The sequence below is a fragment of the Streptococcus sp. 449_SSPC genome (genome assembly GCF_001073005.1).
Lineage (GTDB): Bacteria > Bacillota > Bacilli > Lactobacillales > Streptococcaceae > Streptococcus > Streptococcus salivarius_F.
The window spans coordinates 26,979-40,374 of sequence record NZ_JVGR01000015.1; the positions used below are offsets into that span (position 1 = coordinate 26,979).

At 40.3% G+C, this 13,396-nt stretch carries 17 protein-coding genes and 1 other RNA gene; 7 read left to right on the forward strand and 11 right to left on the reverse strand.

Translation table 11 applies throughout. The features are described 5' to 3' along the window. Positions 1–102: 102 nt before the first annotated feature. The 4 genes from ADH51_RS02515 to galU all read left to right on the forward strand — a co-directional run bounded on the left by ADH51_RS02515 (position 103) and on the right by galU (position 3,536). Positions 103–894: a formate/nitrite transporter family protein gene (locus tag ADH51_RS02515; RefSeq protein ID WP_014635096.1), complete on the forward strand. Its 792-nt coding sequence runs from the start codon at positions 103–105 to the stop codon at positions 892–894. Positions 895–902: 8 nt separating this feature from the next. Continuing rightward, the gene (locus ADH51_RS02520; protein ID WP_002891982.1) at positions 903–1,463 is read left to right on the forward strand and encodes an MptD family putative ECF transporter S component; all 561 of its coding nucleotides are present in this window, start codon (positions 903–905) and stop codon (positions 1,461–1,463) included. Positions 1,464–1,581: 118 nt separating this feature from the next. Further along, the gene (locus tag ADH51_RS02525; RefSeq protein WP_037598511.1) at positions 1,582–2,604 is read left to right on the forward strand and encodes an NAD(P)H-dependent glycerol-3-phosphate dehydrogenase; all 1,023 of its coding nucleotides are present in this window, start codon (positions 1,582–1,584) and stop codon (positions 2,602–2,604) included. 17 nt (positions 2,605–2,621) lie between these two features. Continuing rightward, complete coding sequence (gene galU / locus ADH51_RS02530; RefSeq protein ID WP_003091906.1) at positions 2,622–3,536, forward strand: UTP--glucose-1-phosphate uridylyltransferase GalU; 915 nt, start codon at positions 2,622–2,624, stop codon at positions 3,534–3,536. 45 nt (positions 3,537–3,581) lie between these two features. On the opposite strand, the gene ADH51_RS02535 is transcribed toward galU, so the two are convergent. From ADH51_RS02535 to ffs, 7 genes are all read right to left on the reverse strand, one after another. Next, the gene (locus ADH51_RS02535) at positions 3,582–4,256 is read right to left on the reverse strand and encodes a rhomboid family intramembrane serine protease (RefSeq protein WP_048674197.1); all 675 of its coding nucleotides are present in this window, start codon (positions 4,254–4,256) and stop codon (positions 3,582–3,584) included. Beyond that, complete coding sequence (locus ADH51_RS02540) at positions 4,247–4,774, reverse strand: 5-formyltetrahydrofolate cyclo-ligase (protein WP_048674199.1); 528 nt, start codon at positions 4,772–4,774, stop codon at positions 4,247–4,249. The genes ADH51_RS02535 and ADH51_RS02540 overlap by 10 nt, the downstream gene beginning before the upstream one ends. A 68-nt stretch (positions 4,775–4,842) precedes the next feature. Beyond that, a complete protein-coding gene (locus ADH51_RS02545; RefSeq protein WP_002891992.1) occupies positions 4,843–5,976 on the reverse strand; it encodes an N-acetyldiaminopimelate deacetylase in 1,134 nt (377 codons plus the stop codon). Between the two features lie 76 nt (positions 5,977–6,052). Beyond that, on the reverse strand, positions 6,053–6,751 hold the full coding sequence (gene dapD, locus ADH51_RS02550) for a 2,3,4,5-tetrahydropyridine-2,6-dicarboxylate N-acetyltransferase (RefSeq protein ID WP_048674201.1): 699 nt from the start codon (positions 6,749–6,751) through the stop codon (positions 6,053–6,055). A gap of 85 nt (positions 6,752–6,836) precedes the next feature. Continuing rightward, the gene (locus tag ADH51_RS02555) at positions 6,837–7,589 is read right to left on the reverse strand and encodes an HAD family hydrolase (RefSeq protein ID WP_048674203.1); all 753 of its coding nucleotides are present in this window, start codon (positions 7,587–7,589) and stop codon (positions 6,837–6,839) included. Positions 7,590–7,701: 112 nt separating this feature from the next. Then, the gene (locus ADH51_RS02560; protein ID WP_048674205.1) at positions 7,702–8,541 is read right to left on the reverse strand and encodes a methyltransferase domain-containing protein; all 840 of its coding nucleotides are present in this window, start codon (positions 8,539–8,541) and stop codon (positions 7,702–7,704) included. A gap of 14 nt (positions 8,542–8,555) precedes the next feature. Further along, an RNA gene (gene ffs, locus ADH51_RS09690) (signal recognition particle sRNA small type) lies at positions 8,556–8,641 on the reverse strand. Positions 8,642–8,960: 319 nt separating this feature from the next. Here ffs and ADH51_RS02565 point away from each other — a divergent pair. From ADH51_RS02565 to ADH51_RS02575, 3 genes are read left to right on the forward strand one after another with little or no spacing between them, the layout of a single operon-like run. Continuing rightward, a complete protein-coding gene (locus ADH51_RS02565) occupies positions 8,961–9,119 on the forward strand; it encodes a class IIb bacteriocin, lactobin A/cerein 7B family (protein ID WP_048674207.1) in 159 nt (52 codons plus the stop codon). A gap of 19 nt (positions 9,120–9,138) precedes the next feature. Beyond that, complete coding sequence (locus ADH51_RS02570; RefSeq protein ID WP_002885883.1) at positions 9,139–9,306, forward strand: class IIb bacteriocin, lactobin A/cerein 7B family; 168 nt, start codon at positions 9,139–9,141, stop codon at positions 9,304–9,306. Between the two features lie 47 nt (positions 9,307–9,353). Continuing rightward, complete coding sequence (locus ADH51_RS02575) at positions 9,354–9,608, forward strand: hypothetical protein (RefSeq protein WP_048674209.1); 255 nt, start codon at positions 9,354–9,356, stop codon at positions 9,606–9,608. An 84-nt stretch (positions 9,609–9,692) separates the two neighbouring features. Here the strand turns inward: ADH51_RS02575 and tadA are convergent, their stop codons facing one another. From tadA to ytpR, 4 genes are all read right to left on the reverse strand, one after another. After that, on the reverse strand, positions 9,693–10,211 hold the full coding sequence (gene tadA, locus ADH51_RS02580; protein ID WP_002885785.1) for a tRNA adenosine(34) deaminase TadA: 519 nt from the start codon (positions 10,209–10,211) through the stop codon (positions 9,693–9,695). A 769-nt stretch (positions 10,212–10,980) separates the two neighbouring features. Then, positions 10,981–11,373 (reverse strand): single-stranded DNA-binding protein, encoded by a 393-nt coding sequence (locus ADH51_RS02585; protein WP_002885697.1) that lies wholly within the window; start codon positions 11,371–11,373, stop codon positions 10,981–10,983. 428 nt (positions 11,374–11,801) lie between these two features. Next, on the reverse strand, positions 11,802–12,479 hold the full coding sequence (locus ADH51_RS02590) for a CPBP family intramembrane glutamic endopeptidase (RefSeq protein WP_048674211.1): 678 nt from the start codon (positions 12,477–12,479) through the stop codon (positions 11,802–11,804). Between the two features lie 266 nt (positions 12,480–12,745). After that, the gene (gene ytpR, locus ADH51_RS02595) at positions 12,746–13,369 is read right to left on the reverse strand and encodes a YtpR family tRNA-binding protein (RefSeq protein WP_002885779.1); all 624 of its coding nucleotides are present in this window, start codon (positions 13,367–13,369) and stop codon (positions 12,746–12,748) included. Positions 13,370–13,396: the final 27 nt, after the last annotated feature.

A 13,396-nucleotide genomic window follows, 5' to 3' on the forward strand; every position in this document is an offset into this window, starting at 1 on the left:
GGGACAACTGTCCTGACTTTTTTTCATGGTCATCCTAGATTAAGTTTCACTCGAGCTTGCGCATTTGCCATGCTCCATGCCACATATTTTAGAGGTAAAACTATGTCTCAATTTCAAGAAAAAGTATTCGCTGCTTGTGCTAAAAAAGAAGCTCTCTTTGACGAAAGCCTGGGGCGCTATGCCTTGCGTTCTATGCTTGCAGGAGCTTATCTTACCATGTCGACTGCTGTAGGAATTATTGGTGCAGATGTTATCGCAACAGGTATTCCAGCCCTTTCTCGTTTTGTCTTTGCCTTTATCTTTGCCATCGGACTGGTCTTCGTTCTCATATTCAATGGAGAGTTGGCTACTTCAAACATGATGTTCCTGACCAGTGGTGCCTATTATGGTAAAATCAAATGGAGCAAGGTGTGTACCATCCTCCTCTACTGTACCTTCTTTAATTTTGTCGGCGCCCTTATCTTGGCCTGGTTCTTCAACCAATCCTTCTCTTTCCAACATTTGACTGACAAGAGCTTCTTAGTTACTGCTGTCTCAACCAAGCTTGGAAAAACAGATTGGATGAACTTTACAGAAGGTATTACAGCGAATATGTTCGTTAATATTGCCATCTTGGGCTACATGCTCCTCAAAGAAGAATCTGCTAAGATTTTCATTGCGCTATCAGCTATCTTCATGTTTGTATTTTTAATTAATGAACACTTGATTGCTAACTTTGCCTCTTTCATGTTGCTCGGTTTCAACGGTGTGCGTGACGCTGTGGATAATTTCACTTTGGCAAATATTCTACGTCAGTGGATAGTCGTTTTCTTCGGTAACTGGATTGGCGGAGGTATTTTCATTGGTTTGGCATACTCTTGGCTCAATAAAACTAAAACACCTCACATTGATTAGGAGACCTCATGCGTCAAAAGACATTCATCAAACAAACCAGTCTAGCTATTCTACTATATTTTATTTGCCTAGCCCTTGCAGTTGCCATTGATTTAATCTTTTTCAAAGTCAAAAATATGTATCATACGCCTGCTTTAGCTGCTATCTTTGCAGGTTGGGTCTATTTGGGGCTTATCAGAAAAACTAAACAATTTGGAGCTATTACCTGTCTGGGTATCTTTATGTCCCTCTTCTTCTTTGCCTCTGGGCACTTTGTTCTAGCCTTTCTTCCTAGCTTTTTAGCTGGCCTTGTCGCTGATTTTCTAGCTAAGAAAGGGAACTATGAGAATAATAAACTTAATCTACTCTCCTATATGATCTTTTCTCTAGGAAACTTAGCACCCATTATCACCATGTGGCTTGCGCCCAAAGCTTATATCGCACAACTCCTGGCCAAAGGGAAAACTCAAGATTATGTAAATCAAGTTATGGTTCCCTTTACAGGCAGTCATATCTTAATCCTGATTGGAGGAACGCTCATGGCTGCCCTCATTGGAGGCTACATTGCCCAAAATTGGCTGAAAAAATAAATAGCCATCAGCCTTCCTAACAGAGAGTACAAGACAAACATGCTTTTCTTATGTTATAATGAGAAAGAATACAGTCTTTTTCTACTTTGTCAGAAAGGACCTAAAGGGAGACCTAATGATGAAAAAACAAAAAATCGCTGTCTTGGGCCCTGGTTCATGGGGAACTGCCCTTGCTCAGGTACTCAACGACAACGGACACGAGGTCCGTATTTGGGGAAACATCCCTGAACAAATTGATGAAATTAACGAGAAACACACCAACACCCGCTACTTCAAGGATGTGGTTTTGGATGAAAACATTAAAGCCTACAAGGAACTGTCTGAAGCCCTAGATAGTGTCGACGCTGTTCTCTTTGTTGTTCCAACCAAGGTTACTCGCTTAGTTGCTAAACAAGTTGCCGAACTTTTGGACCACAAGGTTGTTGTCATGCATGCTTCAAAAGGATTGGAACCTGGAACACACGAACGTCTTTCAACAATCCTTGAAGAAGAGATTCCTGAGGAACTTCGCAGTGACATTGTTGTCGTATCTGGTCCAAGCCACGCTGAAGAAACTATCGTTCGCGATATCACTTTGATTACAGCAGCATCTAAGGATCTTGAAGTGGCGCGCTATGTCCAAGGCATTTTCAGTAATAACTACTTCCGCCTCTACACCAATTCAGATGTGATTGGTGTTGAAACAGCTGGTGCTCTTAAAAACATTATCGCGGTAGGTGCAGGTGCCCTCCACGGTATGGGATATGGGGACAATGCTAAGGCAGCCGTTATTACTCGTGGACTTGCAGAAATTACTCGTCTTGGTGTGAAACTCGGTGCCGATCCTTTGACTTACAGCGGTCTATCTGGGGTTGGTGACCTTATTGTTACAGGAACTTCTATCCATTCACGTAACTGGCGTGCTGGGGATGCGCTCGGTCGTGGAGAAAAACTAGAAGACATTGAACGTAACATGGGAATGGTAATCGAAGGTATTTCAACCACAAAGGTTGCCTACGAAATCGCCCAAGAACTCGGTGTCTACATGCCAATTACAACAGCAATCTACAAATCTATCTATGAGGGTGCTGATATCAAGGAATCTATTCTCAATATGATGTCCAATGAATTGCGCTCTGAAAATGAATGGGATAAAAAATAAAAATCTAAGGAGTTCTCATGAAGAATCAAAAAGTTAGAAAAGCTATCATCCCCGCTGCAGGACTCGGAACACGCTTTTTACCAGCTACTAAGGCCTTGGCCAAAGAAATGTTGCCAATCGTTGACAAGCCAACCATCCAATTTATCGTTGAAGAAGCCCTCAAATCAGGTATTGAAGATATCTTGGTGGTTACTGGTAAGTCAAAACGTTCTATCGAAGACCACTTTGATTCAAACTTCGAGTTAGAATACAACTTGGAACAAAAAGGTAAGACAGACTTGTTGAAATTGGTTAATGACACCACTGCTATCAACCTCCACTTTATCCGTCAAAGCCATCCACGTGGTCTTGGAGATGCAGTTCTTCAAGCCAAAGCATTTGTCGGAAATGAGCCATTCGTTGTCATGCTTGGTGACGACCTCATGGATATCACTAATGACAAAGCAGTACCTTTGACTAAGCAGCTCATTAATGACTATGAGGAAACACACGCATCAACCATTGCAGTTATGCCTGTACCTCACGAAGAAGTGTCTTCTTATGGTGTCATCGCCCCTCAAGGCAAAGGCGAAAATGGACGTTATAGTGTTGAAACTTTCGTTGAAAAACCAAATCCAGAGGATGCACCAAGTGATCTTGCTATCATCGGGCGTTACCTTCTAACACCTGAAATTTTCGGTATTTTGGAAACTCAAGAACCAGGTGCTGGAAATGAAGTCCAATTGACTGATGCTATCGATAAACTTAACAAGACACAACGCGTCTTTGCTCGCGAATTTACTGGAGACCGTTATGATGTCGGTGACAAATTCGGATTCATGAAAACGTCTATCGATTACGCACTTAAACATCCTCAAGTTAAAGATGACCTCAAGCAATACCTCATTGACTTGGGACACAAACTTGAAGGCAAAGCAGCTAAAAAAGACTAATATAAAAACCATCGAACATGACATTCGATGGTTTTTTCATATGACTTAAAGATAGGTAAACCCTAGAAGAATCAGCAATAGTAAAATATAGGTTAAAAGAGCTGTAGAACGCCAACCTCTACTAAATAAGCGACTTTCAACCTTGTTGGCCAAAAAGATAGCTGCAAGAGCACCTCCAACTAAACCACCGAGATGGCCTGTAATCCCAACACTAGGTGTAAAAAGGTTGAAGATTAAGTTAATAACAATCAAAGCCAAATAATTACGGCCTAACTGATTAAGCAAGGGGCTGTGACTGTAATAACCAAGAATCACAACAGCCGCAAAAAGTCCAAACAAGGATGTCGAAGCACCAGCTGCAATAACATTAGGCGTAAAAAGTAAGGTAAAGGCATTTCCCATAACCCCAGCTAACAAATAAAGCCCTAGAAAACGTGGAGTCCCAAAAATCTGCTCAGCCATTTTCCCCATAAAGTAAAGAGCAAGCATATTAAATAGAAAATGCTCAACACCTATATGCACAAAAATTGGTGTTACAAGACGCCAAAGGTTCAAGGGACTGTACTGAACAAACGCACCGTACATAGCTCCCATCTTAAAAAGGCTCAAAGGCGAGGTCGCTTGAAAGCCGTTTAAAAGATATTGACAGATAAAAGTCAACGTCGTAAGCCCCAACAATAGATAGGTTGCTGGGTATTTCTTCCACTCATTTACTGGCATGTGACGACCTCCTTAACAGGAATATCATAGCTGTCTGATTGAAAATCATGTTTCTGACAAGGATAAACCGTACTAACTGTATTCCCTTCAAAATCAGACAAATAGCGGTCATAGTAACCTGCTCCGTAACCAATGCGATAGCCTTCATCATTGAAAACTACTCCTGGCACATGAATCAAATCAATCTCTGATTTTTCCACAGCCAAATCAGACGCAGGTTCCATCAAGCCAAAAGAGGTTGCAACAAGATTATCTGGATCATAATCCACAAAAATCATTCGACCTTGTTTATATGTTTTAGGAATCAAAAGTCGTTTACCATCCTTTAAAGCCTGATTGATTAAAAGACTGGTATCATATTCATGAGGAAAAGACAAATAAGTCGCAATCACCTTAGCCTTTTTATAAGCAGGTAAGGCAATCAATTGCTCCAAAAGATGTTTATCTATCTTAGCCTTAGTCTCAGGTTCTTGTGAAGTTAATTGAGCCAAGACTGTTTTTCTAAGTTCATTTTTCATAGGTTTATCATATCAAAAAATCTACCAAAAGTCAGACTTGGTAGATTTTTTAGCTTTATCGACTCTGATTAGGCTTCTGCCTTGTGTTTAAGGAATTTTCCAATTTCAGCCACTGCAAAAGCGAGGGCATCTTCGTTTGGACTCATCTTAGGATGGTGAAGTGCATATGGCGTGTCGATTCCCAACCAGAACATGACACCAGGAACTTTACTAAGCAAATAACCAAAATCCTCTCCAGTCATAGCCGGTGGACAATCAATCAGGTTAACTTCTGGGCTAGCATCAAAGAAGGCCATCAACTCTTTGGCCAAGGCTGGATTATTTTCCACCGGAAGATAACCACCTTGTTTCAACATGATATCCACTTCCATACCAAAGCTAGCTGCTACACCTTCTGCAATCTGGCGCACGCGCTTCTGGATAAGGAGACTCATTTCCTGAGTAAGAGTACGAATAGTTCCATAAACCTCCGCAGTTTCAGCGATAACATTATTAGTAGTTCCTGCATGGAAAGAACCAAAGGTAACTACCCCACCTTGGATAGGGTCAACATTACGACTGACAATCGTTTGCACTTGAGTAATAAAGTAAGAAGCTGCTACAAGGGCATCATTGGCCTCATGTGGAAAGGCCGCATGTCCACCTTTCCCCTTGAAAGTAACGAGGACTTCACAAGTCCCAGCAAAAAGAGTACTTGTGTTAGTCGCAATATCACCCACCTTGAAATCTGGACGGACGTGGAGGCCATAGAACTCATCTGGCAACCAATCTCCAAAGGCACCATCTTCATACATAAGCATACCACCCGCTTCATTTTCTTCGGCTGGTTGGAAGAGGAAGAGCATGTTATTTTTAGGCTGTACTTGAAGCATCTGGTCCAAAAGACCAAGTGCTGTGGTCATGTGCATATCGTGTCCACAAGCATGCATACGACCTTCATGAGTAGACTTGAAGTCAAGATCTGTTTCCTCTACGATTGGGAGGCCATCAATATCTGTACGCCAACCAATGGTTTTTTCAGGAGCATGCCCGTGAAGATAGACAAGAATTCCTGTACGCCAAGTACGTTGCTCCACAAAGTCCTTCCCTTCAGTCATTTCGGCAATACGCTCTAAGAGGTAAGCCTGAGTTTTAAATTCTTCCAACCCAATTTCGGGAATTTGGTGAAGGTCTCGTCTGATTTTAATTAAATCAAGTGTCATGTTTTTACCCTTTTTATTGTCTTATTTTATAGAGAATCTAGAAATAGAGGCCTTACAGGCCTCTACTATCAATATGTTACAAGTTACGCAAAGCGTCTTCGAGTGCTGTTTTTTGTTGTGTTTTTTCATCGATTTCCTTGATGATACGAGCTGGAACACCAGCTACAACCACATTTTCAGGGACATCTTGAGTAACGATCGCTCCAGCAGCAACGACTGAACCGTTACCAACTTGAACACCTTCAATAACAACAGCATTAGCACCAACAAGAACGTTATCACCGATACGAACTGGGTCTGCTGAAGCTGGTTCAATCACACCAGCAAGGACTGCACCCGCACCGATATGGCTGTTTTTACCAACAGTAGCACGACCACCAAGGATAGCACCCATATCAATCATAGTACCAGCACCAATTTCAGCACCGATATTGATTACAGCACCCATCATAACGACAGCATTGTCTTCGATAGTTACTTGGTCTCGGATAATAGCACCTGGTTCAATACGTGCATTAAGGTGACGTTTATCAAGCAGTGGAACAGCTGAGTTACGGCCATCTTGTTCCACAACATAGTCCTTGTTTTCAGTCAAATTCGCAAGAAGTGGTTCGATATCTTTCCAGTCTCCGAAAAGAATGTTACCAAGTTTAGTGACAGAAGCTGGAACAGTAGTTGCCAATTCCCCTTCAAAAGTTACTTTAACATTCGTTTTCTTTTCAGCATTACCGATAAAAGCAATAATTTCTTGTGCAGACATTTTTTGTGCAGTCATGAGATTCTCCATTCACATAAAGTTAGGAATTATTATACCAAAAATTCTGATAATTGTCTTTGCTTTTGCCAAATACAGTGTATTTTTATGTAAAATTGGTCTTTAGAGTCTCTATATCAGTAATCACTCGGTCTGGCTTGATTGGGGAATTCTCCAGTTCTCGACGAGAATAAGGGAAGGTATTGAGCAAGATACTATCGATCCCAACTGCTTCAGCCACAGCAATATCAGTCGTCAAGTCATTTCCAATCATGACAGTCTCAGACGGGTTTAACCCATGATCATCCAAAACTTGCTTTAAAAATTCAGGTTGTGGCTTACAGATACCGGCATCCGAAGACAAGTAAATAGCATCAAAATAAGGTCTTAACGCCATTAGGTCAATCTCAGCGTTAGTAAAGGCTGCTTGAGCATTAGACAAGAGATAAATCCGACAGCCCTGCTCTTTTAGAAAGGCTAGCACCTCCTTGGTATGGGGATAAGCCGTCACATGTTTGCGAGATAAGACGCGAAAGACCATTGCTATCAATTGTCCCCAATCTTCCGGCTGATTAGAACTACTAGACTGAGGCCGAGCATCTACATAAAGCTGGTTAAAAATGTGGGCTAAATCAATTTCTGGATAAGCAACTCCTTTGAGATCTATTAACTCCTTACGGGCCTGATCCACGCGCTTAGCATAAGCCTTTTTAAGAGTCTCGCCCTCATAAGCCGCTCCATAAGCCTGATATAGTTGGCATAGTTTATCCCATAACACAGGATCCTTCTCATCGGTTAGGATATCAACCAAGGTACCATAAAAATCAAAAATGTAGTTCTTATAGGCTCTATTTTTCATCGCTTTTTACCCATTACTGAAACTTTCTTACTTATTGCTCTCATCATACTCCTTTTAGGAAGACCAAACAAGCTAACTGAGACATTTCCCATCAAAAAAATCCCAACGATTGTTAGGATTGCTTATCATCTCTAATACGGCCAATCAGCAGTTCTCCCGCAACGGTTAATTGCGTCACTGAAGTCAAGTCCAAAGTATCCTTATTGGCATGGAAGAAAAGAGGTGTCATCTCGGCAAATGTTTGAACATGCTCTGATGGCATAGACCAAGTCTTAGCAATCGTCACACGCTCCAAAAGGTCGCAGGACTCTTGAAAATGTTCCAGAACATCCTGGTTCGAATAAGCCTGCACCTCCGGTAACAATTGGCGAAACTCTTTAAGATGATCCTCATGAGGAATAACCTTAAAAATCAAGCCATGATCAGACAAAAGTCGTCCAAATTCTTGATAATTAGCTGGCGAAAAGATATCTAAAATCACATCGATACTGTGTTCACGTAAAGGCAATTGAGCCAAATCGCCAACAAACCAAGCTACATTTTTATGAGGATTTTGACGAGCCGCAAGAAGGATAGAATCCTTAGACAAATCAAAGGCCATGAAATCCTTGTCAAACTCTTGAGCCAACTGACGGCTATAATATCCCTCACCACAGGCAACATCTAGAACGTGCGAGTGTTCAGGAAGGTCACGCAAGCGCTCTGAAATCACCTCCAGGATAGGATCGTAATAGCCTGCCGCAAGAATCTGACTCCTCTTTTCAAAAGAAGCCATATCATAGTTCTTATCTCCCTTAGTCTGTCTCAAAAAATTGACAAAGCCCTGCTTGGCGATATTAAAGGTATGCCTATTCTGACAAACCAAGCTAGACAAATCCAAATGCATTGGCGCCTGACAGATAGGACACGCAAAAAGACTTTCTTGATCTTTAAAAACACTAAATTTGGCCATAAATCCTCCTTAACACAAAAAAAGAGCACACACCTGAAATCGCTTAGGGCTGCTGGATTCCTCCCCTGACCCGCTTCACGCACAGATGTTGCTCCGAAAAATATTATACCATAAATTGAAGTGATTGCAAGTAGAGAACTTATGATAAGACTAGCTAGACCTACCCCTATCAATCCCTATTATTTACTTCGGTCAGTCTAAACTTCGATAAAACATAAGACTTACCGTGGTGACATTTATGTCACTACTTTTTTATTTCTCGACACCTTATAATAAATCCATAGCTTGAGGAAGTACCAAAAGCTAGTGACATGGCTGACTTTATTTAAAGGAGAAGTCATGTTTAACATATCTCTTAACTCGTGGTGAGAGGGTATGAGATTTAAAGACTCACCAAAAATAAAAAAAGGAGAATGACAATGATTAACAAAGAAATGAAGGTAGCTGACCTAGCCTCAGTAACAGGAGGCGGATGGAAGACCAACCTTGCCATTGGAGGGCTCTGCCTAACTTCAGGACCTATTGGAACTATGGTATGCCTTGGAGCCTACAATGGCTACATGGACTCTGCGCGATAAAAGAAAGGACATATGAACAATGACTAAGACCATTAACAATCGTAAAAACATGACTACTCAAGAACTTGAAGCTGTATCAGGTGGAGTGGTTCCTTGGGCCGCTATTTCTGTTGGCATTGCTGCTGCAAAACTAACTTATGACCTTAGCTATGCCGCAGGTAAATCTTTCTATAACCTCACCCACTAACTAACAGCACTCACCTGACATCTCAAAGATTTTGAGGATGATAACTCATGAAACATACAAAAAATCAAACAAATGATACTACTGCTAATCAATCACCTAAAATGAATAACTATTTGCTCGTAAAAATAGCTTTAGCTGGAATTATCAGTAGCTTACTTCTGATACTCCTAATCAACCTTATCTTTCATGTACGATTAGGAACACCAATTATTGATACTAATTTGAAGTCCGCTTTTGGTACTCTGATTCTCTTTATGCCTATTTTTCTTTTAACAAGAGAGAAAGAAAAAAATAAAGCATAGAAAGAGTGACCTAAATTGCTTTCAGGAAAACAAAAACTCATCTTCCATTAAAAAGTGCAAGGCCCTTTGGACTTGCACTTTTGTTTACATATCTTGCCTTGTTTCCAATTTAGCCAATCGTTTGGCTTCTTTTTTGCGTTCACGACTCTGACGGAAAAAGTCTTGCATAATCTTAGCACACTCTTCCTCCATGACACCAGTCTCTACTTCTACGCGATGGTTGAGACGCTCATCTCTTAGGATATCGTAAAGGCTACCCGCACCACCAAACTTTTGATTGCTTGCTCCATAGATCACTTTAGGAATACGAGCCAAGCCAATTGCTCCACTACACATGACACAGGGTTCAATGGTCACAAAGAGGGTACAATCTAACAAACGCCAATTGCCCACAGTCCTATTAGCCTCCTGAATAGCCATGACCTCCGCATGCATGATAGCTTGATTGAGCTCCTCACGTGCATTGTGTCCACGACCTACGACTTCGCCATCTTTAACGATGACACAGCCAATTGGGATCTCTGCTTTATCTAGAGATTTTTCGGCCTCCTTAAGAGCTTCAGACATAAAAAAGTCTTTCTCTTCTTGGGTAAAGTCAAGCATTTGTGTCACTCCCGTTCCAAGATTTGCGAGACAATATCTCGCTTAGTTCTTCTATTATAGCATAAGAAAAGTAATACCGAAGGCCTCCATTTTAAAGGACACAAAAAAAGCTAAGACGAATCATCCTAGCTTCAAACACATTAGTCTGGTGAGTCTTAGGAATCACACCAATGTGTTCCCCCAAGGCTAGACGAAAAGTCAACGACCGCTTAACATCCTAATTCATATGTCAGTCGGAGTGTCATAGTCAATTGTCTGTGAAATCATTATATAGGCCTAAGGCCTCACAACGATAAACAAAAATGCAACTGTCTCAAACAATTGCAAGGATAGCGTTATAGTTGTGATATTTCACACTTTCCTTCCAAACAAATAATGCCTACTATAAAAGTAACTTTTATAGCTTTTTCCTTACCCACCTATAGTTTATCATGAAACCTCTATCATTTAATTTAAAAATCGGTAATAAAATAATGATATACATTAGAAATAACTGTTAATTGTATGCATTGTGTTGAATATTTTGCTTAACATTTAAAACGTTGATATATCAACGTTTTAAGGCTTCTTAAACTATTTTTTCTAGTCTATCTACACTATTAAACACCTATCATCCTAAGTCTTATCTAATTTTACTGTTTATTAGTCTAACAAGTGTTTAATATTTTATCTTCAACAATTCTTCAAAACAAGGTATGGAACAAGATAATGATTTTTTAGAGAGGTTGCTTCAAAGATAGGAGACCTAGATAGCTAGTCAAAGGATAAACTAGAAGGGAAGTTCTTCTTCCAAGACGAGGTCAGCCAAGTCATTATCAGGATTATTTTCCCTAACAGCACGCTGAGCACGACTCTCCAGAAGTTGGAAAGAGGAACAAAGCACTTCAGTAACGTAATGAGTTTGACCATCCTTATCGTACTTACGAGTACGAAGCTCACCATCAAGAGAAATTAAACTCCCCTTGCTAGCATAAGATGCTAAGGTCTCAGCCAAACGCCCCCAGACAACCACTGTAATAAAGTCAGCCTCACGCTCACCATTTTGCGTCTTATAGCGACGATTAACCGCAACTGTAACACGTGTAAAAGACCTATCGCTAGCAGTTTTTACCATTTCAGGAGTCGCCGTCAAACGTCCAATTAAAATAACTTTGTTATACATTTTTTTACCTCCACCTATCTATTCGTAAGCAGAAGTAAAAAAAGTGACAGATTTTGAAAAAGCAAGAATAAAAATAAGATATATATATCACATTATTGATTTCAATTAAATAGAAAAAAGTAAAATCTATTCGGGTGAAAAGCAGGATGAGTTCTGCAATAAATGTACTTGTCACTAAATATTAGACATCTAAAGATGAGCTGAGCTACTAGCAAAGGAAGTAGGAAGCTTGGTATGAGCTGTCGATTCAAAGAACAGTTATCGCCATACAAACTTGTCATTAGTTTACTTACTCAAATCATCCTCTGCTGACCCAGAATTACCACTTAAAATAATTTTAACACTCCGTTTTGAAGTTGTTTTATTGATAGAAGAGAGACGAGAGTCCTTTGCCTTTTCTTTGTAAGCTGAAATAGTTTGGAATTCACTTATTGCACACTACCAATGACCAATACTATAAAAGATAAAATATTTCCTAGCACATGAACCATCAAGGGATAGTAAATATTTCCCTTTTCATTCACATAAATAATTGAAAGGGCTACTCCGCCACCTAAGTAACCAACTGCAATGACCCACTCTGATAAAGACAAACTGTGCATATGGGTCAAGGCGAAAACAAATCCTACCACACAAATGCTTAGCCAGCTTGGCAAATGTCTCTGTAAACAATGCAATAAAATTTGACGGAAAAAGAGTTCTTCCACCAAAGGTCCAATGATACAGGCGAAAACTGCTATCAGTAGTGGTTGTTCTTTAAAGGTACTTTGTATATTAGCCTCGTTTAGTCCTTGTTCACTTAGTCCCAAAACCTGCCTCAATATTGCCGATAGTAGTCCAAAGAAAATGGTCACCAGGACAAGTAAGAGCCAGCCTTTTAAAACCCCCAAGAAAAATTTTCTTTTAGAACTTCTGACCTCTTTCCACTTTTTGAGCAATTCAGACTTAAATAAGAAGCAACCATACAAAAACATGATGGTATAAACTAAATAGGTCGTTAAAGAAGAAGGTAAGGGAGCATCAAATACTCGTATACCGTCAAAAACAAAAAGGACTGTATAGAGAATCATAAAAACAAGGACTCCCTTATGTTTGTTGTAAACCATTGAACTTTCCTTTCTTTATATAATCATCACCAAATCTGAGTCTGACAGATAAATAAAACACAACTTGATTAATAAACTTGAAGCCACATTTTTTAGATAATTGCTCGGATAAAGTTGTTTTGGCAAATAATAGAGATTGAGAGCAATACTATTATATTTTGATGATGAACTTGGTAAGCATAAAGAGGTTCTCGAAATTTTGAACCATTTGCCAAGACGAGCTCTCCTAAAAAAAAGCGGTATATACTTACCGCTTCTTGTCTTATTTACCCTTTCCAGTGTTTAGCTGGATCAAAAGCCTCACCGACTACTGCTGAATCATCAAGTTCAATAATACCACGTTTTTGTGGGGCATTTGGAAGGGCCAACTCACGTGGGGCACACATCATACCATAACTATCTTCACCACGAAGTTTTCCTGGGAAGATAAGGGCACCGCTAGGCATCATAGCACCAGGAAGAGCTACAATAGTTTTAAGACCAAGCGCTGCGTTTGGTGCTCCTGCAACGATTTGGACCTTCTTATCACCGATGTTCACTTGGCAGATGTTAAGGTGGTCACTGTCTGGATGTGCAACCATTTCATCAATTTGTCCAACCACAAAGACTGGTCCTTGTGTGTTTTCCAAACGCTCTTCAAAGCCCTCTTTAGCCAATTCTTCGTTCAAGACAGCTACATCTTGGTCTGACAAGAAAACTTGACCGTTACCTTCGATATCAATGAGGCTTGACGCTTCAAAAATATTCCAAGCAAGAGTCTTGCCTGTTTCATCAGCTGTGACACGCGCCACTTTACCTTTACGTTCTACGCTACGTTTGATGTCCTTAGTATCTTCCAAGATAACCAACAAAACGTCACCAACTTGTTCCTTATTGTATGCAAAAATCATGGGTTCTCCTTCAATAGTTCTTTTATA